This window comes from Demequina silvatica, assembly GCF_000971215.1.
Classification (GTDB): domain Bacteria; phylum Actinomycetota; class Actinomycetes; order Actinomycetales; family Demequinaceae; genus Demequina; species Demequina silvatica.
Genome location: NZ_BBMA01000003.1, coordinates 15,283 through 40,122, shown reverse-complemented (window position 1 = coordinate 40,122; position 24,840 = coordinate 15,283). Strand labels below are relative to the sequence as shown.

Here is a 24,840-nt window from a genome sequence, read left to right as displayed (position 1 = left end):
TTCTAGTCGGCGGCGTCGGGGGACGATGCGGCGGCGGCCTTGGCCTTCCCGCCCACCTTCGCGTCGCCGGCGGTCTCCACGGAGTCCCACAGGCGCGTGTACCAGGTGCCCGAGTCGTCGACCACGGTCGGGTCCTCCGCGGCGGGCGAGCCCTCGGCGGCGCCCTCGACCGTCTCGGGGTCGATCACCTGGTACGGCGTCTCCCCGGGGTAGACGTAGCGCAGCCGCTCGCGCGCCTGCGCCTCCACGAAGGCCGGGTCGTCCCAGCGCTTGACCTCCGCCTCGAGGTCCTCGACGGTCTGCTCGGCTGTGACGGCCTCGGCGCGCAGCTCGGCGAGCTCCTCCTGCTGGCGGAAGTAGGCGCGCAGCGACGGCAGCACCACGGCGGCCGCGAGGACCACCACGCCCACGAGCACCACCAGGCGCCAGCCCATGGCCGTCACCCAGGATCCACGCGCCTTCGCGGGCTCGATCCTGTTGCGCGGGGTGCTCGCGCGGCCGGGCCCGGACGGCCCGCCGGGGCGGCTCGCCGCGCGGCCCTTGGGGATCCGCACGCCGCCGGTCGACGGCGCGGTGCGGCGGCGGGGCGCTCCCGACTGGTGCGTCCGCGGCCGGGCGACCGGTGCATCGTCCCGAGGCACGCCGGAGGCGCGCGGGGCGCGCGGGCGTGTCGGGTCGGTCACGCAGCCATTGTCCCGGCTGTCCCGCGGCCGGGCGGACCGAATCGCCGGGGGAACGCGGAACGGGCGCGCCTCCCGAGGGAGACGCGCCCGTCCAGGCCTGCGCGGTCGCTTACGCGAACTTGCGCGGGAAGGCCGACTTGCCGGCGTACTTGGCGGCGTCGTCCAGCTCCTCCTCGATGCGGAGCAGCTGGTTGTACTTGTTGATGCGCTCGCCACGGGCGGGGGCGCCGGTCTTGATCTGGCCGGCGTTGTAGGCCACGGAGAGGTCCGCGATGGTGACGTCCTCGGTCTCGCCCGAGCGGTGCGACACCATGGCCGCGAAGCCGGCGCGCTGCGCCATCTGCACGGCGTCCGAGGTCTCGGACAGGGTGCCGATCTGGTTGAGCTTCACCAGGAGGGCGTTGGCCGCCTTCTCGTCGATGCCGCGCTTGAGGCGGACGGGGTTGGTGACGAAGAGGTCGTCGCCGACGATCTGCGTCTTGTCGCCCACCTTCGCGACGAGCTCGGTCCACGAGCCCCACTCGTCCTCGGACAGCGGGTCCTCGATGGAGACCAGCGGGTAGTCGGCGACGAGCTGCTCGTAGAACGCGATCATCTCCTCGGGCGACTTCTGGCCGCCCTCCCACTGGTACGCGCCGTCCTTGAAGAACTCGGTCGCGGCGACGTCGAGCGCGAGGCAGATGTCCTCGCCCGGCTTGAAGCCGGCCTTCTCGATCGCGACGAGGATGAGGTCGAGCGCCTCGCGGTTGGAGCCGAGGTTGGGGGCGAAGCCGCCCTCGTCGCCCAGGCCGGTGGCCAGGCCGCGCTCCTTGAGCACGGACTTGAGCGAGTGGTAGACCTCGGCACCGGTGCGGAGCGCCTCACGGAAGGTGGGGGCGCCGACGGGGGCGATCATGAACTCCTGGATGTCGACGTTGGAGTCGGCGTGCGACCCACCGTTGAGGATGTTCATCATCGGGACGGGCAGGACGTGGGCGTTCGGGCCGCCCACGTAGCGGAACAGCGCGATGTCGGCCGAGTCCGCCGCCGCCTTCGCGACCGCGAGCGAGACGCCGAGGATCGCGTTCGCGCCCAGCTTGCCCTTGTTGTCGGTGCCGTCCAGGTCGAGCATGATCTGGTCGATGATGCGCTGCTCGGTGGCCTCGAGGCCCACGATCTCGGGGGCGATCTCGTCGATGACCGCGTCCACGGCCTGCTCGACGCCCTTGCCCAGGTAACGGCCCTTGTCGCCGTCGCGGCGCTCAACCGCCTCGAACGCTCCGGTCGACGCGCCCGACGGGACGGCTGCACGCGCGAACGTGCCGTCCTCGAGCGCGACCTCGACCTCGACGGTGGGGTTGCCGCGCGAGTCAAGGATCTCGCGGGCGCCGACGGCCTCAATGCTGGCCATGATGCTCCTTCGCTTGGATGGATGAACCTCTTGGGAGTCTAACGATGCGCACAGGTGCGCGCTGGGCGACGTTCGTCCTAGCCGGATGAACCTTGGGTGTCGCCACGTCCTGCCTGCTCCGCCGCCCTTGCGGCGGTCTCGAGCGCGCGCGTGGCCGCGCGCAGCTCCGTCTCGGCGTCGAGCCCCTCCGCGCGGGCGCGCGCCACCAGGGCGAGCAGCGCGGAGCCGAGCGAACCGTCCTGGGCGACCGGCGCATCGTCCCCCAGGCCGGCGCGTTCGGCGCGGCCCAGGATCTTCTGCGCGCGGGCGAGCGCGCCGAGCGTCCCGGGGATGCCGTCCATGACGGACTCGCGTCCCTGGGTCTGCGCCTTGATGCGGTCCCAGCGCTCGAGGTGGTCGCGCATGGTGCCCGCCTCCTCGTCGCCGAAGACGTGGGGGTGGCGGGCGATCAGCTTGTCGGCGCACACGTCCGCGACGGCGTCCAGGTCGAACGGGTCCTCGGGGTGCTCCTGCGCGACGCGCGCGTGGAAGACCACCTGGAGCAGCACGTCGCCGAGCTCCTCGCGCAGGTGCGCGCGGTCGCCGGCCTCGATCGCGTCGACCAGCTCGTGCGCCTCCTCGAGCGCGTACGGCGCGAGGGAGGCGTGCGTCTGCTCGGCGTCCCAGGCGCAGCCGCCGGGCGAGCGGAGGCGGTCCATCACCTCCACCAGACGGGGGATGCCGTCAGTCACGCGCCGCCCAGGGCGCGGTGGTGGGCTCGAAACCGGAGACCTCGACGAAGGCGACGTAGTAGTTGCCCGCCATCTCCTGGGCCGCGGTCATCGCCTCGCCCACCGAGACGGTGAGGGCGTCGGTGGAGAACTCGCCCAGGCGCGGCGAGAACGTCGCGTCCGCCTGGACCTCCTCCGCGATCTCGGTGAGCGCGCCGAGCGTCGGGTCGCCGCCCACCACGAAGTAGATCGCGAGCATGCTCGACATCGACTCGACCACGCTGTCCGGGATCACAGGGTCCGTCGCGCCCACGCCCGCGAACCAGTTCTCCGCGAGGGTGCGCACGTTGCCGTCATTGATGCCGAGCGTGGTGCCCGCGTCCTCGGCGATCTGGTTGGCGGCCTCGAGCGCGCCGGGGCCCAGCGCGGCGAACGTCGCGAGCTCCTGGCGGTCGGGGGTGACCAGGCCCTGGCTGGCCTCCGCCCAGTCCGCGGCGAGCGCGTCGAGGTCGCTGGTGGTGACCGAGACGCCCTGGTACGACGCCGCGACGCCGGGGGCGGCGGGCTGGCCGGGGACGGCGCAGCCGGCGAGGACGAGGGACGATGCGGCGAGGACGGCGAAGCGTCGGCGGAACGTCATGCCCGCCATCCTAATGTCGCTCACGAGGCCACCGGAGCACGGGTGGCCTGGAGGACCGTCCGCACCCAGTCGAGCACCTCGAGGCCCTCGACGGGCTTGCCGCCCAGGCGGGCGGTCATGGGGGCGGGGACCAGCACCTGGCGCACGGCCGGCTTGATGAGCGTGCCGGGGAACAGGCGCGTGATGCGCATGGCCGCGGAGTCGGGCAGCTCGAGCGGGCTGAAGCGGATGAGCTTGCCCTGCGCGACCACGTCGTGGATGCCGGCGGCGCGCAGCTCGAGGCGCAGGCGGGCGACCGCGAGGAGGTTGGCGACGGGCTCGGGCAGGGCGCCGTAGCGGTCGTCGAGCTCCTCCTCGATCTGGGCGAGCGTGTCCTCGGCGTCCGCGTCGGCGATCTTGCGGTACGCCTCGAGGCGCAGCCGCTCGTGCTCGATGTAGGACTCGGGGATGTGCGCGTCGATGGGCAGGTCCACCGTCATGGGCGCGCGCTCCTCGACCTCCTCGCCGCGGAAGCCCGCGACCGCCTCGCCCACCATGCGGATGTAGAGGTCGAAGCCGACGCCCTCGATGTGGCCCGACTGCTCCGCGCCCAGCAGGTTGCCCGCGCCGCGGATCTCGAGGTCCTTCATCGCGACGGCCATGCCCGAGCCGAGGTCGGTGTTGGCGGCGATGGTCTGGAGCCGGTCGTGCGCCGTCTCGGTGAGGGTGCGGTCCGGCGGGTAGAGGAAGTAGGCGTAGGCCCGCTCGCGCCCGCGGCCCACGCGGCCGCGCAGCTGGTGGAGCTGGGACAGACCGAACGTGTCCGCGCGTTCCACGATGAGGGTGTTGGCGTTGGAGATGTCGAGGCCGGTCTCGACGATGGTGGTGCAGACCAGCACGTCGTACTTCTTGTCGTAGTAGTCGACGATCACCTGCTCGAGCTGCTTCTCGCTCATCTGGCCGTGCGCGACCGCGATGCGAGCCTCCGGCACCAGCTCGCCCAGCTTGAGCGCCGCGCGGGTGATGGTCTTGACGGAGTTGTGGATGTAGAACACCTGGCCGTCGCGCAGCAGCTCGCGGCGGATCGCGGCGATCACCTGGGCGTCCTCGTGCGGGCCCACGTAGGTGAGGATCGGGTGGCGCTCCTCGGGCGGGGTCGCGAGCGTCGACATCTCGCGGATGCCGGTGACGGCCATCTCGAGCGTGCGCGGGATCGGGGTGGCGGACATCGCGAGCACGTCGACGTCCGTCCGGAGCGCCTTGAGGGTCTCCTTGTGCTCGACGCCGAACCGCTGCTCCTCGTCGATGATGATCAGCCCGAGGTCCTTGAACCGCACCGAGCCGGTGATGAGGCGGTGCGTGCCGACCACCAGGTCGATGGTGCCCTCGGCGAGGCCGTCGATGATCTCCTTGGCCTCCTTGTCCGTCTGGAAGCGGGACAGCGCCGCGACCTTGACGGGGAACTGGGCGAACCGCTCGGAGAACGTGTCGACGTGCTGCTTCACCAGCAGCGTGGTGGGGCACAGGATCGCAACCTGGGTGCCGTCCTGGATGGCCTTGAAGGCGGCGCGCACCGCGATCTCCGTCTTGCCGAAGCCCACGTCCCCGCACACCAGGCGGTCCATGGGCACGCCCTTCTCCATGTCGAGCTTGACCTCGTCGATGGTCGACAGCTGGTCGGGCGTCTCGACGAACGCGAAGGACTCCTCGAGCTCGCGCTGCCACGGGGTATCGGGGCCGAACTCGCGACCCTTGGTCGCCATGCGGGCGCTGTAGAGGCGGATCAGCTCGGCGGCGATCTCCTTGACCGCCTTGCGCGCCTTGCCCTTGGTCTTGGCCCAGTCCGCGCCGCCCATCTTGTTCACGGACGGGGTCTCGCCGCCCACGTACTTGGTGATGAGGTCCAGCTGGTCCGTGGGGACGGACAGGCGGTCGCCGGGGCCGCCGCGCTTCGAGGGCGCGTACTCGATCACCAGGTACTCGCGCTCGACGCCGCGGACGGTGCGCTTGGTGAGCTCCACGAAGCGCCCGACGCCGTGCGCGGAGTGGACCACGAAGTCGCCGGGGCGCAGCTGCAGCGGGTCCACGGCGGTGCGGCGGCGGCTGGGCACCTTGACCTTGGGGCCGGCGGCGGAGGCGGAGCGGCCCGTGAGGTCGGACTCGTGGAGCACCATGACCTTCGCCTCGGCCACCTCGAAGCCGCCGCCGTCGACGCCCGCGAGGACGGCGACGACCCCGGCGTCCGCATCGTCCCCCGTGGCGGCGACGCGGGCCGGAAGGTCGGCCTCGGCGCACTGCTCGACTATCCGGTGCGCGCTGCCGATGCCGGCCGCAGCGATCACCACGCGCCAGCCGTCGCCCAGGCGGGCGCGCACGGCCTCGAGCGCGGCGGCGAGCCTGCCGCGGTGGTCCTCGAGCTCGGCGATGCCGGTCTCGACGGCGCCGTGCGCGCCGAACGGGCCCACGGTGGTCCAGCCGAGCCCGCGATCCTCGGCGGACTCCTGGACCTCGTCGAGCGACAGGAAGGCGCCCTGCGTCTCGAGCGGCGCGTCGGCGCCGGCGGTCGCGCTCACCCACGCGGCGGCGAGGAACTCCTGCGCGGTGCGCTGGAGGTCCTCGGCGCGGCGGGCGAGGCGCTCGGGCTCGAGGGCGACGATCCGGGTGTCGCGCGGCAGCACGTCCGTCACCGGCTGCAGGCGGGTGAGGAGCGCGGGGATGAGGGACTCCATGCCCTCGACGGCGTGGCCGTCGGCGATGCGCGCGAGCATGTCGGCGGCCGCGGGGTTGGTGTCGATGAGGCTCGCGGCGCGGGCGCGCACGTCCTCGGTGAGGAGCAGCTCGCGGCACGGCGGGGCCCACAGGCGGTCCACCGGCTCCAGCGAGCGCTGGTCCGCGACGGAGAACGAGCGCAGCGACTCGACCTCGTCGCCGAAGAACTCGACGCGCACCGGGTGCGGCTCGGTGGGCGGGAACACGTCGACGATCCCGCCGCGGACGGCGAACTCGCCGCGCCGCTCGACCATGTCGACGCGGGTGTAGGCGGCGGCCGCGAGCGCCCCGGTGAGGTCGGTGAGGTCGCGCTCGTCGCCCACGCGCAGCAGCACGGGCTCGAGGTCCGCGATGCCGGGGACCAGGGGCTGGAGGATCGCGCGCAGCGGGGCGACCACCACGCGCAGCGGCGGCAGGCCGCTCTCCTCCGCGGCGCGCTCGGGGTGGGCGAGGCGGCGCAGGGTCGCGAGGCGGCGGGCGACGGTGTCGGAGCGGGGGCTCAGGCGCTCGTGCGGGAGCGTCTCCCAGCTGGGGAACACCGCGACGGTGCGCGGGTCGAGGTAGGCCGCGAGCGCGGACTCGAGCTTCTCCGCGTCGCCGCCGGTCGCCGTGACCGCCAGGATCGCCCCGCCGCCCGCGCCCGCCGCGTGCGCGAGCAGCGGCGGAGCCGCCACCGAGGGCGCGTGGACGTGCACGGCGTCGCCCAGGCGGGCGTCCGCCCACGCTCCGAGGAGCGGGGACAGCGGCGGGACAGTGCTCACGTGGGCCTCCAGGGCATGCCGAGCGACCGGGAAATCCGGCGGATCCATCCTAGGCACGGCGTCCGACACCGCCGCTCCTAGACTGGTGGACCATGACCGACCCGCACGCGACCGCCGAGCGGATCCTGCGCCGCTTCGCCCGCGAGACCAACCTCCTCATCGCCGGCCGGCCGGTGCGCGTGAGCGCCGAGGAGGAGGACACCGCCACCGCGCTCGCCGTCGCGGGCATGGCCCGCGCGCTCGGCGCGCTCCTGGTCGAGTCCGAGGGCCCCGACGTCCTCGACATCGACGTGCGGGGGGACGATGCGGCGCTCGCCCTGGGCGGGCGTCCGCTGGGTTCGCGCGGGGACGCCGGGGGCCGGCTGGACTTCGCGCGCGCCCACATGCCGGTGTCGACGGCGCTCGCCCGCGAGCTCGCGGACGCCGGGACGGTGGCGGGCCTGCGGATCGGGGTGTCGATGACGCTCGAGCCCAAGACCGCGAACCTCGCGCTGCTGCTGCGCGACGCGGGCGCTGAGGTCGCGGTGTACGCGCATCCGGACGAGACGGACGCGGCCGTGGCGGAGGCGCTGCGGTCACGGGGTGTCGTGGTGGACGCGGACGCCTCCCTGTCGGGCGAGGCGGAGCGCGAGGCCGCGCTCGGGTGGCTGCGCCGGGGCTTCGACGTGGTGGTCGACGACGGCTCCCACCTGGTGCGACTCGCCCACGAGGCCGCTCCCGAGCTGGTCGCGCGCTGGATCGGGGTCACCGAGGAGACCACGTCCGGGCTCACGCCGCTGCGTGCGATGGCGGCGTCCGGGGTGCTCGCGACCCCCGTGGTCGCGGTCAACGACGCGGCCACCAAGACGGGCTTCGACAACCGCTACGGCACGGGTCAGAGCTGCGTGTTCGCGATCGCGGACCTCATCGAGAACGTCGACGCGACGGTGCGCGACCTGCCCGTGCTGGTGATCGGCTACGGCCCGGTGGGCGTCGGGGTGGCGGCCCACCTCGCGGCGCTGGGCGCGCAGGTGAGCGTCGCGGAGATCGACCCGCTGCGCGCGCTGCTCGCGGCGCACGACGGCTATCCGGTGGGACGCGCCGAGGACCTCGCGCAGGGCGCGCTGGTGGTCTCGTGCACCGGGGTCGCGGGCACCATCACCCGCGAGCTGCTGTCGCTCGCGGCGATGGTCGCGGTGGCCGGGGGTGTGCCGGGCGAGATCGACCTCGAGCCCGACGTGCTCGAGCCGGTCGCGGTGGCGGGCGCCCGGGTGCCCCACCTCGACGTGGACGTCGAGCGCGGCACGCTGGTCCTGGACCGCGGCGGGTGCATCAACGTCACCGCCGCGGAGGGCAACCCGATCGAGATCATGGACCTGTCCTTCGCGACGCAGCTCGCGGCCATCCGGCACCTGGTGGAGACGCGGCCCGCGATCGGGGTGCACGCCCTCCCCGGCGACGCTGTCGCCCACGTCGCCGCGACCGCCGCCGCCGCGCGCGGGCTGGAGGTCGACGCGGACCCGGCCGGCGCATCGTCCCCCGGCGACGCCGACTGGCGCTCGCGCCGCTACCGGGACCCCCGCGCATGAGCGGCGTGGTCCTCTACTCCGCGGCGCTGGTGGTGCCGGTGACGGCGCCGCCGATCGTGGACGGCGCGATCGCGGTGCGCGACGGGCGGATCCTGCACGTGGGCGAGCGGCGCTGGGTCGCCGGCTCGCTCGCGGAGCGCGGCCTGGACGCGCATCACGTCCACTGGCCGGGCGTGCTGATGCCCGGGCTCGTGAACGCGCACACCCACCTGCAGTACACCGGCATGGCCGAGGTGGGACGGGGCAGCTACCAGGGCTTCGAGTCCTGGGCCAAGGGCTTCAACCCGGTCTACGCCCGCCCCCACGACTGGGCCGCGGACGCCGCCGCCGGCGCGCGCATGATGCTCGAGGCGGGCACCACCGCCGTCGCGGACGTGGTGACGGACCTCGAGGCGATGCGCGCGCTGCACGACGCGGGCCTGCACGGCATCACCTACTGGGAGGTCATCGACTGGACCAACGAGGAGTGGGTCGAGCGGGGCCGCGCGCAGGTCGAGGCCGCGCTCGACGCGCTCCCCTCCCCTCCCGGCACCGGGCTGTCGCCGCACGCGCCGTACTCGCTGGAGATCGCGCCGCTGCTGGAGATCCCGGACATCGTGCGCGAGCGGGGCAGCCGGATCCACATCCACCTGGGCGAGTCGGCGATCGAGCGGGAGTTCGCGCACGCCGCGACCGAGCCGTGGCAGCTGCGCGGCCTGGCCTCGCTGCACGAGCTGCGCCACGCGGGCTACGGCACCTCCGCCACGGACTATGTGGACCACCTCGGCGTCCTGGGTCCGGACTGCCACATCGCGCACGGCGTGTACATGAGCGAGCGCGACCGCGCGATCCTGCGGGCGCGCGGCACGTCGGTGGCGCTGTGCCCGCGCTCGAACGCGGTGATCGGGCTCGATGAGCCGCCCGTCGCCGCCTACCTGTCCGAGGGCAGCCCCATCGCGGTGGGCACGGACTCGCTGTCGAGCTCGCCGTCGCTGGACCTCATGGCGGACGTCGCGGAGCTCTACCGGATCGCGCGGGCCCAGGGCTACGCGAACGCGGACCTCGCGGAGCGACTGCTGTCCGCCGCCACCCTGGGCGGCGCGCACGCGATGGGCCTCGACGTGGGCCCCGACCGCACCGGGTACCTCGCGGTGGGCGCGCGGGCGGACCTCGCGTTCTTCGACGTGCCCGTCACGGACGTGGGCTCCACGGTCGAGGCCCTGGTGACGGCTGGCGCGGGCCGCGCCGCCGCCACCGTGATCTCCGGCCAGGTCCGCGTCGCGCAGCCCGCCTTCACCGAGCACACCGGAGTCGCCTCATGACCGCCGTCCCCGTCCCCGCCACCGCCGCGCTGCTGGGCCTCGAGGCGCACCCCGAGGGCGGCTGGTTCCGCCGCACCTACACGTCACGCATGCCGGTCGACACCGCGGGCGGCGAGCGCCCTGCCGCGACGATCATCCACTACCTCCTCACCCCCGGCGAGGAGAGCGCGTGGCACGTGGTCACCTCCGACGAGATGTGGCTGTGGCACGGCCCCGGCACGCTCGAGCTGCGGCTGGGCGGGTCGGGAGAGACGCCGGACGATGCGCCGGTCGCCGTGGTCCTGGGCCCCGACCTGGGCGCGGGGCAGGTGGCGCAGTGCCTGGTGCCCGCCGGGGTGTGGCAGGCGGCGCGCCTGGTCGCCGCGGAGGAGGTGCTCGTGAGCTGCGTGGTGTCGCCGGGCTTCGACTTCGCCGACTGGCGGCTCGCCTGACCGCTCGCCTGAGCGCTCGTCCGCGTCTCACCATGTGGGCACCGATATCGCATCGTGGCCGGTAGACTGTGGCCTCGCGGCCGCCGCTGGCCGTCACCCATCCCCTGAACCCTTTCGAGGAGCACCCATGACCAGCACACGTGTGCGCGCCGGCCTGATCGCGACGACCGCCCTGTCCGCGCTGATGATGGCGGGCTGCTCCTCTTCGGAGCCCGAGGCCACCGGCGCCGGCTCGGCGTCCGCCTCCGCGGAGCCCACCGAGGTCGCGCTCGAGACCCTCACCGAGGGCAAGCTCACCATCGCGACGGGCGAGCCCGCCTACGAGCCGTGGGTCATCAACGACGACCCCGAGTCGGGCGAGGGCTTCGAGGCCGCCGTCGCGTACGCGGTCGCCGAGGAGCTCGGCTTCGCGGCCGAGGACGTGGTGTGGGTCCGCTCCTCGTTCGACTCGGCGATCGCGCCGGGCGCGAAGGACTGGGACCTCAACATCCAGCAGTTCTCCATCACCGAGGAGCGCAAGACCGCGGTGGACTTCTCCAGCCCGTACTACGTGACGTCGCAGGCGCTGGTCGCGGTGGACGGCACGGACGCCGCCGAGGCCGCCTCGGTCGAGGACCTCGGGGGCCAGCTGGTCGGCGTCGCGGTGGGCACCACCTCCTACGACGTCGCGGTCGAGAAGCTGGGCGAGGAGAACGTCCAGGTCTTCAACTCCGTCGCCGACGTGGTGGGCGCGCTCAACGCCGGCCAGATCGACGCGTTCGTCACCGACCTGCCGGGCGCCTTCTACTCCGCGTACGTCGAGGTCGACAACGGCACCATCGTGGGCCAGTTCGAGGGCAACGAGGGCGGCGACGAGTTCGGCATCGTCCTGCCGCTGGGCTCCGCGCTCACCGCGCCCGTGACCGCCGCCGTGGACGCCCTCACCGAGGACGGCACGCTCGCTGACCTCGAGACCGAGTGGCTCTCCGAGGCCGCCGACGTCCCGGTCCTGGGCTAAACCATGACGGACCGGGCGGCGGACGCCGTGTGGGAGGTGAGCCGGCTCGAGCTGGACCGCCGCCTCCAGCGCAAGCGGGCGTCCCGCCGCTCGGTTCTCATCGCGCTCGTCTCCACCGTGGCCTTCGCCGCGGTGGCGGGCTGGCTGGTGGTGAGCTCCCCCAACTGGGACACCGTCCAGCAGACGTTCTTCAACCCGGAGGTCGCGGCCGAGTCCTTCCCCAAGGTGCTCGAGGGCCTGTGGCTCAACATCCGGGTGCTGTTCTTCGCGACCATCGCGGTCGCGGTGGTGGGCACGCTGCTCGCCGTGATGCGGTCGCTGCGGGGGCCGGTGTGGTTCCCGCTGCGCGCTCTGGCCACCGGCTACACGGACCTGTTCCGCGGCCTGCCGGTGCTGATCGTGCTCTACCTGGTGGGATTCGGTGTCCCGGGCCTCAACCCGGAGGTGCGGATCCCGGTCGCGGTGCTCGGCACCATCGCGATCTCGCTGTGCTACTCCGCGTACGTCGCCGAGGTGCTGCGCGCCGGCATGGAGGCAGTGCACCCGTCGCAGCGCATCGCGGCGCGGTCGCTCGGCCTGTCGCACGCCAAGACGCTCCGCCTGGTGGTGATCCCGCAGGCGCTGCGCAAGGTGGTGCCGGCGCTCATGAACGACTTCGTGTCGATGCAGAAGGACGTGGGCCTCATCTCGGTGCTCGGCGCCGTCGACGCGATCCGCTCCGCGCAGATCATCCAGGCGCAGACCTACAACTTCACGCCTTACGTAGTCGCGGGCCTGCTCTTCGTGGCCCTCAGCTGGCCCATGATCCGGCTCACGGACGCGGTGAGCGCCCGCATGGCCCGCCGCGAGCAGCAGGGAGGCACGGTATGAGCGTCCTCGAGCTCCACGGGGTCCACAAGCTCTTCGGCGACAACCACGTGCTGCGCGGCGTCGACCTCTCGGTCGACGAGCACGAGGTCGTGGTGGTCATCGGTGCCTCCGGCTCCGGCAAGTCCACGCTGATGCGGACCATCAACCTCATCGAGCGGGTCGACGACGGCCGGATCCTGCTCAGCGGCGACGACATCACGGCGATCGACGTCGACGTCGATCACGTCCGCGGACGGATCGGCGTGGTGTTCCAGCACTTCAACCTGTTCCCCCACATGCGGGTGATCGACAACGTCACGCTCGCCGCGCGGGTGGTGCACGGCGTCGCTCCCGACGTGGCTCGGGACCGAGCGGTGAGCCTCCTTGAGAAGTTCGGGCTCGGCGACAAGGTGCGGGACTACCCGGACCGCCTGTCGGGCGGCCAGCAACAGCGCGTCGCGATCGTGCGTGCGATCCTCACGGACCCCGAGCTGCTGCTCCTCGACGAGATCACCTCGGCGCTCGACCCCATGCTCGTGGGCGAGGTCCTGGACCTGGTGCGCGATCTCAAGGCGCAGGGCTCGACCATCCTCATGGCGACGCACGAGATGTCCTTCGCGCGCTCCGTCGCCGACCGCATCGTGTTCATGCACGGCGGCCGGCCCCTCGAGTCGGGTACGCCCGAGCAGATCTTCGGGGACCCGCAGCAGCCGGAGACCCGCGAGTTCCTCGCACGCATCACCCACCGTTGAGCGGCGGCTTTCAGAACGGTCCGGCGCGGCTTGCTGCGGCGAGCGCGGCGCGGTCGAGCCTGATGCGTGCCTGGTAGCCGGGTCGGGGTCGCTGGTCCGGGTCGATCGATGCGGGTGGGATGAATTCGGGGCTGCCTTGGCGGAATCTGATGGCCCATTCGTCGCGGTGGATCCAGTGGTGGCAGGCCACGCACAACATGATGCCGTTCTCCAGGTCGGTCTTGCCGCCGTCGCGCCAGTAGCGGATGTGGTGGACGTCGCAATGGCTGGGCGGGGCCCCACACCACGCACATCCACGATCACGCTGAGCGATCGCCTTGCGCTGCGCAGGGGTGAACAGCCGTTCGGCGTAGCCGTGGTCGAGGACCTGCCCGCAGGAGCCCAGCACGGTGGGGATGACCTCGGAGTCCACGGCGAACCAGCCCAGCAGACCGCCCGGTAGGGGTCGCTTGATGCCGTCGATCTCGCCGTACCCGCCACCAGCCTCGAAGTCTTCGAGGGAGATGCGGATGTTCACGGTGGTCTTGACCGCGTCGTGGGGCTTGCGACAGCCGCTCGCATGCCGGCCGAGCCAGCCGAGCCCGTCGGCACGCAGCTGACCGGGGGTGGGCTGATCCTCACCGCCGTCCTCACGCGCCACACGGAACTGCTTCTTCATGTACCCGTCCAGTGCGGCCATCAAGGGTGCGGCGGTCAGCGGGTCCAGAACTGCGACCAGGCGGATCATGCCGTTGGCCTCCTCGCGCACCGTCGCGAGGCGTGCCCGGTACAGCTCCTCATACTCGATCTCGCCCGTCGGCGGCGGCGTGAGCCCGGCATGCAGCTGCGCGACGGACGCCTTGACCGTCTTCAGCGGGGAGATGACGGCCTTGTCGACCGCCATCTTCTCCACCCGCGCCAACGGGAGCCGGCCCAAAGGGGTGGCGCGGACGGCATCGTCCACCGGTAGGCCGTCCATGTCGCGCGCGTCGGGGTGCATCATCAACACCTCGCGCAGCAGCACGAACTTGTCCGCGCTCAAGCGGCCTTCCCGGGCCTCATGCGCGAGGTGAGGTAGCACGGACGCCCCGCCCGGGGCATCGTCCGGCGCACCGTACAAAGCCGTACCCATGACCCGCAGCCGTCCGGCCTCGGCGACCGTACCGCCGGTCTCGGACGCGATCAGCTGATCGACACCCTTGAACCCGTTCCGGCTCGCGATCCCCGCCCGCCCCGGCGTGGACCGCAACGCGAGCTTCGCGGCCATCTGCGCCACCACCAGGTCGTCAGCGCGCCGCCGCGAGACGGCCTCCCGCATCAGCGCGACCGCATCCCAATCCGGCAGCCCATCCGACGCCTCGACACGCGCACGCAACGCGTCCAAAGGATCGGAGTCGGTGGTCTGGGCCATGGAACAAGTCCACCACCACCCTCCGACAGCGAACCCGACAAACCGGACACTTATCCACAGGGGTGGTGGGAGGCCCCTGAGCCGCGGCCCCTAGTGCTCGCCCTCCCCGTCCATCTCCACCACCGCGGGAAGCGACGCCGTCACGACCGACCCGTCCGCGCGCATCGTCCCGTGGAAGGCCGAGGCATCCGGGGCGCCGGGAAGGCGCGGCCCCTGGTGCGCGAGCGGCACCACCACGTCCTCGCCGCGCAGCACGCTCACGCGCTCGCCGCGCACCATCACGGTGAGCCCCTGGCCCTCCTCGACGGTGAACGCGATCTCGCCCGCCCGGAGGGTCACGAGCAGGCGCGTGCCCTTCTGGGTGAGCCGGAAGCGCATCTCGGGCCAGGCCTCGGGCAGGCGCGGGTCGAAGGACAGCACGCCGCCGTAGTCGCGCATGCCGCCGAAGCCGTGCACCAGCGCCGACCACACGCCACCCGCGGACGCCACGTGGACGCCGTCGGCGGTGTTGGAGTGCAGGTCCGCGATGTCGACGAACAGCCCGTCCCAGAAGTACCGCAGCGCGAGCTCGTGGTACCCGACCTCCGCGGCCATGATCGACTGCACCACGCCGGACAGCGTGGAGTCGCCGGTGGTGATCGGGTCGTAGTAGTCGAAGTCGGCCTTCTTCTCCTCGTCGGAGAACTGGTCGCCCTGGAGGAACAGCGCGAGCACCACGTCGGCCTGCTTGAGCACCTGGAACCGGTAGATCACCAGCGGGTGGAAGTGCAGCAGCAGCGGCCGCTGCTCCGGCGGCGTGTTCTCGAGGTCCCACAGCTCGCGCTCGTGGAAGAGCGCGTCCTGGGGGTGGATGCCCAGGTCCTCGTCCCAGAGGATCGCCATGGCCTCCGCCGCGGACTCCCACTCGATCACCTCGGCGTCCTCAAGGCCCAGCCGCGCGACCATCTTGCGGTACTGGTCGGGCCACATCGACGCGAGCTTGCGCACCGCGGCCGCCGCGGCGCGCAGGTTGAAGCGGGCCATGACGTTCGTGTAGAGGTTGTCGTTCACCACGGTGGTGTACTCGTCCGGGCCGGTCACGCCGTGGATACGGAAGCTCGACCCGTCGCCCTTGATGTTGCGCCAGAAGCCCAGGTCCGCCCACATGCGCGCGGTCTGGACCAGGATGTCGATGCCCTCGCGCGCGAGGAATTCGTCGTCCCCCGTCGCCTTCACGTACTTGTCGATCGCGAAGGAGATGTCTGCGTCGATGTGGTACTGCGCGGTGCCGGCCGCGTAGTAAGCGGACGCCTCCTCGCCGTTGATGGTGCGCCACGGGAACAGCGCGCCGTGCTGCGCCAGCTCCCCCGCCCGCTCCACCGCCTTGGGCAGCATCCGGTAGCGGTACCTGAGCGCGTTCCGCGCGATCCCCGGCGACGTGTACACGAAGAAGGGCACCACGTAGATCTCGGTGTCCCAGAAGTAGTGGCCGCTGTAGCCCGACCCCGTCACGCCCTTCGCCGCCACGCCCTGGCCGTCGCCGCGCGCGGCGGCCTGCGCCAGCTGGAACAGGTTCCACCGGATGGCCTGCTGGACGCGGTCGTCCCCGTCGACCTCGACGTCGGAGCGCGCCCAGAAGTCCGCGAGCCACGCCTCCTGGTCGTCGAACTGCTTGTCGACGCCCTCGCTCTTCACCCGCGTCAGGGTGCGGTGGCAGCGGTCGCCCAGCTCCCTCGCGGGCACCACGCGGGACGTGTGATAGGTCACCACCTTGGTGAGCGAGAAGGTCCGCCCGGGCTGCGCGTGGAAGCGGAACACCTGCTTCGCGTAGTCCGGCTGGATCTCCGTCTCCGTCTGCACGTCGCCGTCGAACTCGTACGAATGCTCCATCGCGACCGCGAGCGTCATGCCCGAGTTCGCGCACTGGTAGCCGAGCATGAGGTGGTCCCCGTGCGCGCGGTGGATCCGCGGCTCGAGCACGCGCTCGTTGAGGTTCTCGGACTTGCGCGGGTCGAAGCCCACGGCGCCGCCAGGCGAAGAGCGGTACTCGTCCGCGCCGGCCTGCCGGTTCAGCAGCTGCGAGGACACCGCGATCGGCGCCTCGCGATCCAGCAGCGTGACCTCGAACTGCATGATCGCCAGGTGGCGCTGCGAGAAGGACGCCATGCGGCGCGAACGCACCCGCACCCGGTTGCCCGCGGGCGTCCGCCACAGCAGGTCGCGCGTGAGCACGCCGGTGCGCATGTCGAGCGTCCTTGAGTACTCGGGCAGGTCCGCGATCGAAAGCAGCAGCGGCTCGTCGTCGACGTACAGCCGGATGATCTTCGGGTCCGGCACGTTGACGATCGTCTGGCCGGTGCGCGCGAACCCGAACGCCTCCTCGGCGTGGCGGATGCGCCACGTCTCGTGGAAGCCGTTGATGAAGGTGCCGTGCGCGTACGCGTCGTGCCCCTCCTCGATGTTGCCGCGCAGGCCCAGGTAGCCGTTGCCGATCGAGAACAGGGTCTCCGTGGTGCCCATGTCCTCCGAGCCGAACTCGGTCTCGACCAGCCGCCACGGGTCCGCCGGGAAGCGGAGCCGGTCCACATAGTCGGGCGCGCTCGTGTCGCCGAGCGCGCGCTGCGCCACCTTCATCAGTCCACCAGCTCCTTCAGGTCCGTCACCACGATGTCCGCGCCGTGCTCGAGCAGCTCGTCCGCGCCCACGCCGCGGTCGACGCCGACCGTGAGGCCGAACGCCCCGTCGCGACCCGCCTGCACCCCGGAGATCGCGTCCTCGACCACCACGGCCAGCTCCTTGGGCACGCCCAGCAGCTCCGCCGTGTACAGATAGGTGTCCGGCGCGGGCTTGCCCGCGATCCCGTGGTCGGCGGCCACCTGGCCGCTCACCACGATCTCGAAGCGGTGCGCGAGGCCCGCGGCCTCCAGCACGGCGGGCGCGTTCCGCGACGAGGACACCACCGCCATCGCGCATCCGATCGACTCGAGGTGGTCCATCAGCGCCACCGAGCCGGGATACGGCGTCACGCCCTCATCGCGCAGGATCGCCGCGAAGGCCTCGTTCTTGGTGTTGCCGATCCCGCACACGGTCTCGGCGCCCGGCGCGTCGTCCGGCGTCCCCTCCGGCAGGGTGACGCCGCGCGACGCGAGGCACGCGCGCACGCCGTCGTAGCGGGGCTTGCCGTCGACGTACCGGAAGTAGTCGGCGTCCGTGTAGGCAGGCGTGATCCCGTGGGATTCGAAGTAGTCCGTGAACATCCTCCTCCACGCGTCCATGTGGACGTCGGCGGTGGGCGTGAGGACGCCGTCGAGGTCGAACAGGGCGGCGGCGAAGCTCGCGTCGGGCACCTGCGGCAGGCGCCAGGGGGTGGTCGGGGACGGTGTCACGGGGTCTCCTTCCGGCGGGTGTGGGACCTCTCGATAGTAGCCACCGTGACTGGGAGGCTGTCGAGAGAGCGCCCAGGTAACAGGGGACGATGCGCGGGCCGGGTCTCCCCGTACAGTGGGCTTGTGGACACGCAGGCGTTGGAGCCGATGCGCTCCGAGGACCTGGTCCCCGGAGCGGTCCTCGAGCAGCGGTTCCTCGACGGCGGGGTCCTCGGGGACCTCGAGGCGCAGGGCGTCGAGCTGCGCGAGTGCATGTTCAGCGACTGCCAGGGCGGCGAGTGCAGCCTGCCGCAGCTCCGGTCCACCGGGACCACCATGCTGGGCTCGTCGTTCGCGACCCTCGCCCTCCGCGGCGCGACGGTGTTCTCGGGCCGGATCGAGGGTGTCCGGATCGGCGCGCTGCTGCTCGATGGCGCGGACGTCTCCGTGCACAAGATCGTCGCGTCACGGATCGACGTGCTGTCCCTCAGGAACGCGAAGCTGCGCCGCCTCGAGATCATCGACTCGCGGATCGGGCTGCTGGACCTGAGCGGCTCCAAGATCCGCGAGGTCACGGTGACGGGCGGCTCGATCGCGGACCTGGTGCCCTCGCGCGGCGACGTGCAGGACTTCGACCTGTCACGCACGGAGCTCGGCGACGTGGTCGACCCCGGCGGCCTGCGCGGGACCACGCTTTCCGCGGCGCAGGCGATGTACCTGGGTCCGGCCATGGCGGCGCACCTGGGCGCCACGGTGGTCGACTAGGACCGTCAGCCCTTGGTGTGGAACCTCATCTGAGCCGGCTCCACGCCCGACTCGAGGATGGCCTCCACGGCGTCCGCCGCATCGTCCACCAGGAACGGCAGCTCCTTGCGCTCGGCCGCGGAGAACGGCTTGAGCACGAACGTGGCGGCCTCCATCCGGCCCGGCGGGCGGCCGATCCCCACACGCACCCGCACGTAGTCGGGGGTGCCGAGCGCCTTGGTGACGTCCTTGAGGCCGTTGTGGCCGGCAGAGCCGCCGCCACGCTTGATCTTCACGGTGCCGAACGGGATGTCCAGCTCGTCGTGGACCACGATCACGTCGGTGGGCGCGACCGAGTGGTACTTCGCGAGCGAGGACGTCGGGCCGCCCGAGACGTTCATGTAGGACATCGGGACGCCGATCACCACGGGGCCGCCGGCGAGGCGCACCGTCGCGGTGCGCGTGTGGGTCTTCTTGGAGACGGAGAGCGAGGAGGAGCCCCGGCGCGCGAGCTCGTCGATGACCATCTGGCCGATGTTGTGGCGCGTCTCCGCGTACTCGGGGCCGGGGTTGCCCAGGCCGATCACCAGGCTGGTCACGTGCTCCTCCTCCAGTTCGCGCTGAGACGACGACGCCCGGCCCGCCCACAGTCGGGCGAGCCGGGCGAGCATCGGTGAGATTACTCCGCGGCGGGCGCGTCGGCCTCGGCGGCGGGGGCCTCCTCGGCCTCCTCGGCGCCGGCGCCGCGCGGCACCGAGATGGTGACGATGGTGACGTCACCGTCGGTCACGAGCGTGGCGCCCTTGGGGAGCACGACGTCCTTGGCGTGGACGACGGCGCCCTCCTCGAGGCCCTCGATCGAGACCTCGATGCCCTCGGGCAGGTGCGTGGCCTCGGCCTCGAGCTGGATGGAGGCGTGCTCGACCACGTGGATGGTGCCGGCGAAGGACTCGCCGGTGACGTGCACGGGCACGTCCACGGTGATCTTCTCGCCCTTCTTCACCAGGAGGAGGTCGACGTGCTCGATGATGCGGCGGACCGGCTCGACCTGGACGTCCTTGGCGATCGCGAGCTCCGACTTGCCGTCGAGCTCGATGGTGAGGAGGGCGTTCGAGTGCTTGAGCGCCATCATCGTGTCGTGGCCCGGGAGCAGGACGTGCACGGGGTCGGTGCCGTGGCCGTAGAGGACCGCGGGGATCTTGCCGGCGGCACGGGCGCGGCGGGCGAAGCCCTTGCCGAACTCGGAGCGCGGCTCGGCGGCGAGGGTGAGCTTGTCGGACATGTGTTTCTCCTCTGACGTCAGATGGGGCCACGGCAAGGCAGGGCATCTCGCATCTGCCGCGTCGATCACGGAGAGCCCGAGGGCCTCCCTCGCCGAGGAACCCGAGAACTATACCTGGCGCAGGGGACGATGCGCCAGCCGGGAATGGCGGCGACGTCGCCCGAGTTGTGGCTGGCATGACCTCAGCGACGAGCAGTGCCCGTTCCGGCACCTCCGGCGACGTGTGGGAGAAGGCGGCCCGAGCGGGCTACGCCGTCTCCGGCGTCCTCCACCTGGTGCTCGGCTTCCTCATCGTCCGGATCGGCCTCGGGTCGAACGCCGAGGCGGACCAGACCCACGCCCTCGCGAGCGTGGGCGACAACCCCGCCGGCACCGTGGTGCTGTGGCTGGCGGCGGTCGCCTTCCTCGCGCTGGGCCTGTGGCAGCTCGCGGACGCGTTCCGCGCCGGCGCCGACGGCAAGGACCGCGCGAAGTCGGCCGGCAAGGCCGTCATGTACGTCGCGCTGGCGTTCACCGCCGCGTCGGTGGCGATGGGCTCCGGAGGCAAGAACGGCGATCAGCAGGCGCAGGGCTTCGCCGCCACGCTCATGGAGGCGCCGGCGGGGCGCGCGCTCGTGGGCGCGGTGGGCGTCGGCATCATCGGCGCCGCGATCTATCACGTGGTGAAGGGCGCACGGAAGAAGTTCCTCGAGGATCTCAAGGCGCTGCCCGGCCGCGAGCTCGGCACCGGCGTGCTCTGGCTCGGGAGGGTCGGCTACATCGCGAAGGGCGTCGCGCTCGGCGTGGTGGGCATCCTGTTCGTCTCCGCGGCGTTGACCGCGAACGCGCAGAAGGCCAAGGGCATCGACGGCGCGGTCGAGTGGCTGCTGGGCGCACCCGGCGGCCCGGTGGTCGTGGTGCTCGTGGGCCTGGGCTTCGCCGCGTACGGCCTGTACTCGTTCGCCCGCGCCCGCTACGCGAGGATGTGATGAGGTCCGGTCCGGGCGCGCAGGCGCCCGCCGCTCGAGACGTGCCGCGCGCCCTCGCGGTGCGCGTGCTGCTGCCGGCCACGCTGCTGTGGGGCGTGATCGTGGGTGTGGGGCTGCTGCTCGCAGACGTCCCCGAGAACGGGCTCAACCGCACCCTCTTGGACCTGCGCGAGCCCGCGTTGAACGCCACGACGATGGTGATCTCCGAGGCCGCCTCCACCCTGGTGGTGATCGCCACGGCGGTGGTGGTGTCGGGGATCGTGTGGTGGCAGACGCGGCAATGGTGGTTCGCGGCCGTACCCCTCATCGCGCTCGCGCTCGAGGCGATCGTGTTCCTCACCAGCTCCGCGGTGATCGGCCGCGACCGCCCGGACGTGGACCAGCTCGACCACGCGCCGCCCACCGCCAGCTTCCCCAGCGGCCACACGGGCGCCGCCACCGCGGTCTACGTCTCCTTCGCGCTCATGGCCACCCGGATCCGCAACGGCACCGTGCGTGTGACGGTCATCGTCGTGTGCGCGCTGGTCCCGGTGGGCGTGGCGGTCGCGCGCGTCTACCGCGGCATGCACCACCCCACCGACGTCATCGCGGGCCTCGCCGTCGGCGTCACGTGCGCGCTGATCGCGTGGACCTGGTGGCCCACGCCCACCCGGGCGACCACCGACGCCCCGACTGCCGGAGCGTCCGCCGCCCGCTGACGCATCGTCACCCCTCGCGGAACCACCGCCTGATCGCGGCCGCGAAGCGCTCCTCGAACTCGGTGTCGTCGTGGCGGCCGCGCAGCCACGCCACGAAGTCGCCGCCGGCGACGCGGTCGAGCTCCGCGCGGCAGCCGCGCGGATCCGTGACGGCGCGCAGCAGCAGCTCCTCCGCCTCGGAGGCGTCCGCGTACAGCAGCGGATAGCCGTCGGGCAGCAGCGCGCGTGCCCAGGGCCGGTCGGGGAACACGCCCACCGCGCCGGCGACCATCGCCTCGACGTACTCGAGCCCGTAGGACTCGTCGCGCGCGGTCGCGAGGAACGCCGTGGTGCGGGCGAGCCGGTAGTAGTAGTCCTCGCGGGTGGCGGTGACCGGACCCACCCAGGCCCAGTCCTTGCGGGACAGCGCGATCGCCTTCTCCGAGATGAGGTGCGACTCCTGAAGCCTCATCTCCACCCGGATGGGCGTGCGCCGGTGGACCCGCTCGACCACATCGAGGAACAGCTGCGGCTGCTTGCGCTCCGACAGGCGGATCGCCGGATAGAGCACCACGGGGATGGCCGGGTCCTCCCGCGGCTGCACGTGGTCGAGCCGGATGCCCAGGTTCGCCCAGTCGATCCGGGCCCGCTCGGCCAGCTGCGGCACGGTCAGCGAGAACACGATCTCCCGCACCTCGGTGGCCGTGCGGTACGAGTTCGCGAACGTCGGGAACAGCGCGCAGGACAGCGCGAGCGAGGCACGCTGGACCGGGTGCGTGAACTGCGAGGTGTTCCACCACACGAAGTTCGCGATCCGCGGCTCCGCGCCGCTCGCGGCGAGCGTCCGCCACACCGTGGGCGAGTCCACCACGTCCATGTTGATGACCACGGTCTCGCGCGGGTCGACCAGCTCGAGCGGCACCACGTCGAAGCCGCCCGCCCGCTGCGCCCGAGGGCCGATGAGGGAGGCCCCCGGGAACAGCCGCTGGAGGCGGCGCACCAGGGTGGCCCCCGCATCGTGCCCCGCGACGCGACCGTCGGCGACGGTCACGCCGCCCCCGAGGATCGCGATGCCCGCCATCAGTCCACCGCCACCCGGACGTCCTCACGCGGGGCGACCGGCGCATCGTCCCTCTCCACGGCCTCGTCCTCGCCCTCCAGCGACGCCTTGATGCGCATGCCGTAGAAGGACCGGTGGACGAAGGTCGCGGAGATCACGAAGAACACGGCGGCGAGCGAGTAGACCAGCGCGTGGCTGCCCTGCTCCGCGAGCCCCACCGCGAGCTCGACGGCGAGCAGGCCGAACAGCGTGGTGAACTTGATGACCGGGTTGAGCGCGACCGACGAGGTGTCCTTGTACGGGTCGCCGACGGTATCGCCGACGATGGTCGCGTCGTGCAGCGGGGTGCCCTTGGCGTGCAGGTCCACCTCGACGATCTTCTTGGCGTTGTCCCACGCGCCGCCGGCGTTGGCCATGAAGATCGCCTGGCAGAGCCCGAACAGCGCGATCGAGATGAGGTAGCCGATGAAGAAGTACGGCTCCACGAACGCGAACGCGAGGGTGGCGAAGAACACCGCCAGGAAGATGTTGAGCATGCCCTGCTGTGCGTACTGCGTGCAGATCTCGACCACCTTCTTGGAGTCCTCCGTCGAGGCCTTGGTGACGCCGTCGAGCTTGATGGTGTCCTTGATGTACTCGACCGCCCGGTATGAGCCCGTGGTGACCGCCTGGATCGAGGCGCCCGTGAACCAGTAGATGGTCGCGCCGCCCGCGATGAGCCCGAGCAGGAACGGCGGGTGGATGAGCGAGAGGTTCTCGATCCCCGTGGTGAGGCCGTCCGTGAGGGAGATGATGATCGAGAAGATCATGGTGGTCGCGCCCACCACGGCCGTGCCGATGAGGACGGGCTTGGCGGTGGCCTTGAAGGTGTTGCCGGCGCCGTCGTTCTCCTCGAGCATGCGCTTGGCGCGCTCCCACTGCGGGGCGAAGCCGAAGTCCCGCTCGAGCTCCTCGGAGATGTCGGGGAGGTCCTCGATGGTGGACAGCTCGTAGACGGATTGCGCGTTGTCGGTGACGGGGCCGTACGAGTCGACGGCGATGGTGACCGGGCCCATGCCGAGGAAGCCGAACGCCACCAGCCCGAACGCGAACACCGCCGGCGCGAGCATGAGCTGGTCAAGGCCGAGCGTCGAGATCAGGAACGCCGCGCCCATGAGCGCCACGATCACCATGCCCAGCCAGTAGCCCGAGAAGTTGCCCGCCACCAGGCCCGACAGGATGTTGAGCGAGGAGCCGCCCTCGCGGGAGCTCTTCACCACCTCGCGCACGTGGCGGCTGCTGGTCGAGGTGAACACCTTGACCAGCTCGGGGATGAGCGCGCCCGCGAGCGTGCCGCAGCTGATGATGGTCGCGAGCTTCCACCACATGCCGTCCGGCAGGTCGCCGATCAGCCACGCCGCGCTGAGGTACGTCGCGGCGATCGACACCGCGGAGGTCAGCCACACGAGCGAGGTGAGCGGCGTCTCGAAGTTCATGCGGTCCGCGTGGGCGTAGCGTCGGCGCGCCCACCGGTCGTTGACGGCGTAGGACAGCGCGGAGGCGACCAGCATCGCCGCGCGCACCGCGAAGATCCACACCAGCAGGGTCGCCTGCACCGCCGGGTCGTGGACCGCGAGCAGCAGGAAGGTCACCAGCGCGACGCCGGTGACGCCGTACGTCTCGAAGCCGTCCGCCGACGGGCCCACCGAGTCGCCCGCGTTGTCGCCGGTGCAGTCGGCGATCACGCCGGGGTTGCGGGCGTCGTCCTCCTTGATCTTGAAGGCGATCTTCATGAGGTCGGAGCCGATGTCGGCGATCTTGGTGAAGATGCCGCCCGCGATGCGCAGCGCCGCGGCGCCCAACGACTCGCCGATCGCGAAGCCGATGAAGCACGCACCCGCGATGTCGCGCGGCAGGAACAGCAGGATCACCAGCATCATCAGCAGCTCGAGGCTGATGAGCACCATGCCGATGCTCATGCCCGCCTGCAGCGGGATGCGGTGCAGCGGGAGGGGCTTGCCGTCGAGCGCCGCGAAGGACGTGCGCGAGTTCGCGTACGTGTTCACCCGGATGCCGAACCACGCGACGGAGTAGGAGCCGGCCATGCCGATGAGGCTGAACGCGATCACCACCGCGACCCGGCCCCACCCGAAGCCCACCAGCACGCCGTAGTAGAGGACGATCACCGCGGCGATCACGCCCCACAGCGCCAGCAGGAACTTGCCCTGCTGCACCAGGTACGCCTTCGAGGTCGCGTAGATGAGCTCCGACACCTCGCGCATGGAGCGGTGCACGGGCAGGTTGCGGATGCGCCCCAGCACGCCGATGCCGAACGCGAGGCCCAGCACCGTGACGAGCAGGCCGCCCACCAGGAGCGCCGTCCCCGACACCCCTCCCCCGACGGTCACGCCGGACAGGTCGGGCAGCTCGAGGCTCGCCTCACCGCCCTCGATGTGGCCGCCGCAGCCGGACAGCGCGAGCACGCCGGCGCCGAGCAGGCCCGCGCGCGCGACAGTGGACAGGTTCCGCCTTTGGAACATTCTTACCCCTGGGAGATGCCGGTCTG

21 protein-coding genes are annotated in these 24,840 nt (G+C 71.9%); 9 read left to right on the top strand and 12 right to left on the bottom strand.

Annotated features, from left to right (window positions below; genetic code table 11):
* Positions 1 to 2: 2 nt before the first annotated feature.
* The 5 genes from AOM05_RS04070 to mfd form a co-directional block, all read right to left on the bottom strand.
* On the bottom strand, positions 3 to 683 hold the full coding sequence (locus AOM05_RS04070; protein ID WP_062519689.1) for an FtsB family cell division protein: 681 nt from the start codon (positions 681 to 683) through the stop codon (positions 3 to 5).
* Between the two features lie 109 nt (positions 684 to 792).
* On the bottom strand, positions 793 to 2,073 hold the full coding sequence (eno, locus tag AOM05_RS04065; RefSeq protein ID WP_062519687.1) for a phosphopyruvate hydratase: 1,281 nt from the start codon (positions 2,071 to 2,073) through the stop codon (positions 793 to 795).
* 77 nt (positions 2,074 to 2,150) lie between these two features.
* Entirely contained in the window at positions 2,151 to 2,804 is a 654-nt protein-coding gene (locus AOM05_RS04060; protein ID WP_228373204.1) for a nucleoside triphosphate pyrophosphohydrolase, read from the bottom strand.
* On the bottom strand, positions 2,797 to 3,423 hold the full coding sequence (locus AOM05_RS04055) for a hypothetical protein (protein ID WP_062519684.1): 627 nt from the start codon (positions 3,421 to 3,423) through the stop codon (positions 2,797 to 2,799). Before AOM05_RS04055 ends, AOM05_RS04060 begins: the two co-directional genes overlap by 8 nt.
* Positions 3,424 to 3,443: 20 nt before the next feature.
* On the bottom strand, positions 3,444 to 6,980 hold the full coding sequence (gene mfd / locus AOM05_RS04050) for a transcription-repair coupling factor (protein WP_082097257.1): 3,537 nt from the start codon (positions 6,978 to 6,980) through the stop codon (positions 3,444 to 3,446).
* A gap of 44 nt (positions 6,981 to 7,024) precedes the next feature.
* On the opposite strand from mfd, the gene AOM05_RS04045 reads away from it, so the two are divergent.
* From AOM05_RS04045 to AOM05_RS04020, 6 genes are all read left to right on the top strand, one after another.
* On the top strand, positions 7,025 to 8,500 hold the full coding sequence (locus AOM05_RS04045; protein WP_062519682.1) for an adenosylhomocysteinase: 1,476 nt from the start codon (positions 7,025 to 7,027) through the stop codon (positions 8,498 to 8,500).
* Positions 8,497 to 9,801, top strand: coding sequence for an amidohydrolase family protein (locus tag AOM05_RS04040; protein WP_062519680.1), 1,305 nt, complete (start codon positions 8,497 to 8,499; stop codon positions 9,799 to 9,801). The genes AOM05_RS04045 and AOM05_RS04040 overlap by 4 nt, the downstream gene beginning before the upstream one ends.
* Positions 9,798 to 10,232, top strand: coding sequence for a cupin domain-containing protein (locus AOM05_RS04035; protein WP_062519678.1), 435 nt, complete (start codon positions 9,798 to 9,800; stop codon positions 10,230 to 10,232). The genes AOM05_RS04040 and AOM05_RS04035 overlap by 4 nt, the downstream gene beginning before the upstream one ends.
* Before the next feature lie 127 nt (positions 10,233 to 10,359).
* Complete coding sequence (locus AOM05_RS04030) at positions 10,360 to 11,229, top strand: ABC transporter substrate-binding protein (protein ID WP_062519676.1); 870 nt, start codon at positions 10,360 to 10,362, stop codon at positions 11,227 to 11,229.
* A gap of 3 nt (positions 11,230 to 11,232) precedes the next feature.
* Positions 11,233 to 12,099 carry an amino acid ABC transporter permease gene (locus AOM05_RS04025; RefSeq protein ID WP_062519673.1) on the top strand — a complete coding sequence of 289 codons (867 nt, stop codon included), beginning with the start codon at positions 11,233 to 11,235 and terminating at the stop codon, positions 12,097 to 12,099.
* Positions 12,096 to 12,830 carry an amino acid ABC transporter ATP-binding protein gene (locus AOM05_RS04020; RefSeq protein WP_062519672.1) on the top strand — a complete coding sequence of 245 codons (735 nt, stop codon included), beginning with the start codon at positions 12,096 to 12,098 and terminating at the stop codon, positions 12,828 to 12,830. The genes AOM05_RS04025 and AOM05_RS04020 overlap by 4 nt, the downstream gene beginning before the upstream one ends.
* Before the next feature lie 10 nt (positions 12,831 to 12,840).
* Here the strand turns inward: AOM05_RS04020 and AOM05_RS04015 are convergent, their stop codons facing one another.
* The 3 genes from AOM05_RS04015 to AOM05_RS04005 all read right to left on the bottom strand — a co-directional run bounded on the left by AOM05_RS04015 (position 12,841) and on the right by AOM05_RS04005 (position 17,585).
* Complete coding sequence (locus AOM05_RS04015; RefSeq protein WP_062519670.1) at positions 12,841 to 14,220, bottom strand: HNH endonuclease; 1,380 nt, start codon at positions 14,218 to 14,220, stop codon at positions 12,841 to 12,843.
* 90 nt (positions 14,221 to 14,310) lie between these two features.
* A complete protein-coding gene (locus AOM05_RS04010) occupies positions 14,311 to 16,833 on the bottom strand; it encodes a glycoside hydrolase family 65 protein (RefSeq protein ID WP_062519669.1) in 2,523 nt (840 codons plus the stop codon).
* Complete coding sequence (locus tag AOM05_RS04005; RefSeq protein ID WP_228373202.1) at positions 16,833 to 17,585, bottom strand: HAD family hydrolase; 753 nt, start codon at positions 17,583 to 17,585, stop codon at positions 16,833 to 16,835. Before AOM05_RS04005 ends, AOM05_RS04010 begins: the two co-directional genes overlap by 1 nt.
* Positions 17,586 to 17,708: 123 nt before the next feature.
* Between AOM05_RS04005 and AOM05_RS04000 the strand changes: the two genes are divergently transcribed.
* Positions 17,709 to 18,329, top strand: coding sequence for a pentapeptide repeat-containing protein (locus tag AOM05_RS04000; protein WP_062519668.1), 621 nt, complete (start codon positions 17,709 to 17,711; stop codon positions 18,327 to 18,329).
* A gap of 5 nt (positions 18,330 to 18,334) precedes the next feature.
* Here AOM05_RS04000 and pth read toward each other — a convergent pair whose 3' ends face one another.
* Together pth and AOM05_RS03990 are read right to left on the bottom strand one after the other, a co-directional pair.
* Positions 18,335 to 18,907, bottom strand: coding sequence for an aminoacyl-tRNA hydrolase (gene pth / locus AOM05_RS03995; protein ID WP_062519666.1), 573 nt, complete (start codon positions 18,905 to 18,907; stop codon positions 18,335 to 18,337).
* An 80-nt stretch (positions 18,908 to 18,987) separates the two neighbouring features.
* Positions 18,988 to 19,590 carry a 50S ribosomal protein L25/general stress protein Ctc gene (locus AOM05_RS03990; RefSeq protein ID WP_062519665.1) on the bottom strand — a complete coding sequence of 201 codons (603 nt, stop codon included), beginning with the start codon at positions 19,588 to 19,590 and terminating at the stop codon, positions 18,988 to 18,990.
* A gap of 176 nt (positions 19,591 to 19,766) precedes the next feature.
* Here AOM05_RS03990 and AOM05_RS03985 point away from each other — a divergent pair, with 176 nt between their 5' ends.
* Both AOM05_RS03985 and AOM05_RS03980 read left to right on the top strand, forming a co-directional pair.
* Positions 19,767 to 20,558, top strand: a complete 792-nt coding sequence (locus AOM05_RS03985; protein WP_062519664.1) for a DUF1206 domain-containing protein — start codon at positions 19,767 to 19,769, stop codon at positions 20,556 to 20,558.
* Positions 20,558 to 21,256 (top strand): phosphatase PAP2 family protein, encoded by a 699-nt coding sequence (locus AOM05_RS03980; RefSeq protein ID WP_082097255.1) that lies wholly within the window; start codon positions 20,558 to 20,560, stop codon positions 21,254 to 21,256. The genes AOM05_RS03985 and AOM05_RS03980 overlap by 1 nt, the downstream gene beginning before the upstream one ends.
* 7 nt (positions 21,257 to 21,263) lie before the next feature.
* Here the strand turns inward: AOM05_RS03980 and AOM05_RS03975 are convergent, their stop codons facing one another.
* On the bottom strand, positions 21,264 to 22,316 hold the full coding sequence (locus tag AOM05_RS03975) for a glycosyltransferase family protein (protein ID WP_062519663.1): 1,053 nt from the start codon (positions 22,314 to 22,316) through the stop codon (positions 21,264 to 21,266).
* Positions 22,316 to 24,814: a sodium-translocating pyrophosphatase gene (locus tag AOM05_RS03970; RefSeq protein WP_082097254.1), complete on the bottom strand. Its 2,499-nt coding sequence runs from the start codon at positions 24,812 to 24,814 to the stop codon at positions 22,316 to 22,318. The genes AOM05_RS03975 and AOM05_RS03970 overlap by 1 nt, the downstream gene beginning before the upstream one ends.
* Between the last annotated feature and the right edge of the window lie 26 nt (positions 24,815 to 24,840).

Excerpts from the sequence above, each read along its gene's own strand:
- eno (WP_062519687.1), bottom strand. The coding sequence starts at position 2,073 with ATGGCCAGCATTGAGGCCGTCGGCGCCCGCGAGATCCTTGACTCGCGC.
- AOM05_RS04055 (WP_062519684.1), bottom strand. The coding sequence starts at position 3,423 with ATGACGTTCCGCCGACGCTTCGCCGTCCTCGCCGCATCGTCCCTCGTC.
- mfd (WP_082097257.1), bottom strand. The coding sequence starts at position 6,980 with ATGGATCCGCCGGATTTCCCGGTCGCTCGGCATGCCCTGGAGGCCCAC.
- AOM05_RS04045 (WP_062519682.1), top strand. The coding sequence starts at position 7,025 with ATGACCGACCCGCACGCGACCGCCGAGCGGATCCTGCGCCGCTTCGCC.
- AOM05_RS04040 (WP_062519680.1), top strand. The coding sequence starts at position 8,497 with ATGAGCGGCGTGGTCCTCTACTCCGCGGCGCTGGTGGTGCCGGTGACG.
- AOM05_RS04035 (WP_062519678.1), top strand. The coding sequence starts at position 9,798 with ATGACCGCCGTCCCCGTCCCCGCCACCGCCGCGCTGCTGGGCCTCGAG.
- AOM05_RS04030 (WP_062519676.1), top strand. The coding sequence starts at position 10,360 with ATGACCAGCACACGTGTGCGCGCCGGCCTGATCGCGACGACCGCCCTG.
- AOM05_RS04025 (WP_062519673.1), top strand. The coding sequence starts at position 11,233 with ATGACGGACCGGGCGGCGGACGCCGTGTGGGAGGTGAGCCGGCTCGAG.
- AOM05_RS04020 (WP_062519672.1), top strand. The coding sequence starts at position 12,096 with ATGAGCGTCCTCGAGCTCCACGGGGTCCACAAGCTCTTCGGCGACAAC.
- AOM05_RS04015 (WP_062519670.1), bottom strand. The coding sequence starts at position 14,220 with ATGGCCCAGACCACCGACTCCGATCCTTTGGACGCGTTGCGTGCGCGT.
- AOM05_RS04010 (WP_062519669.1), bottom strand. The coding sequence starts at position 16,833 with ATGAAGGTGGCGCAGCGCGCGCTCGGCGACACGAGCGCGCCCGACTAT.
- AOM05_RS03990 (WP_062519665.1), bottom strand. The coding sequence starts at position 19,590 with ATGTCCGACAAGCTCACCCTCGCCGCCGAGCCGCGCTCCGAGTTCGGC.
- AOM05_RS03985 (WP_062519664.1), top strand. The coding sequence starts at position 19,767 with ATGACCTCAGCGACGAGCAGTGCCCGTTCCGGCACCTCCGGCGACGTG.
- AOM05_RS03980 (WP_082097255.1), top strand. The coding sequence starts at position 20,558 with ATGAGGTCCGGTCCGGGCGCGCAGGCGCCCGCCGCTCGAGACGTGCCG.
- AOM05_RS03975 (WP_062519663.1), bottom strand. The coding sequence starts at position 22,316 with ATGGCGGGCATCGCGATCCTCGGGGGCGGCGTGACCGTCGCCGACGGT.
- AOM05_RS03970 (WP_082097254.1), bottom strand. The coding sequence starts at position 24,814 with ATGTTCCAAAGGCGGAACCTGTCCACTGTCGCGCGCGCGGGCCTGCTC.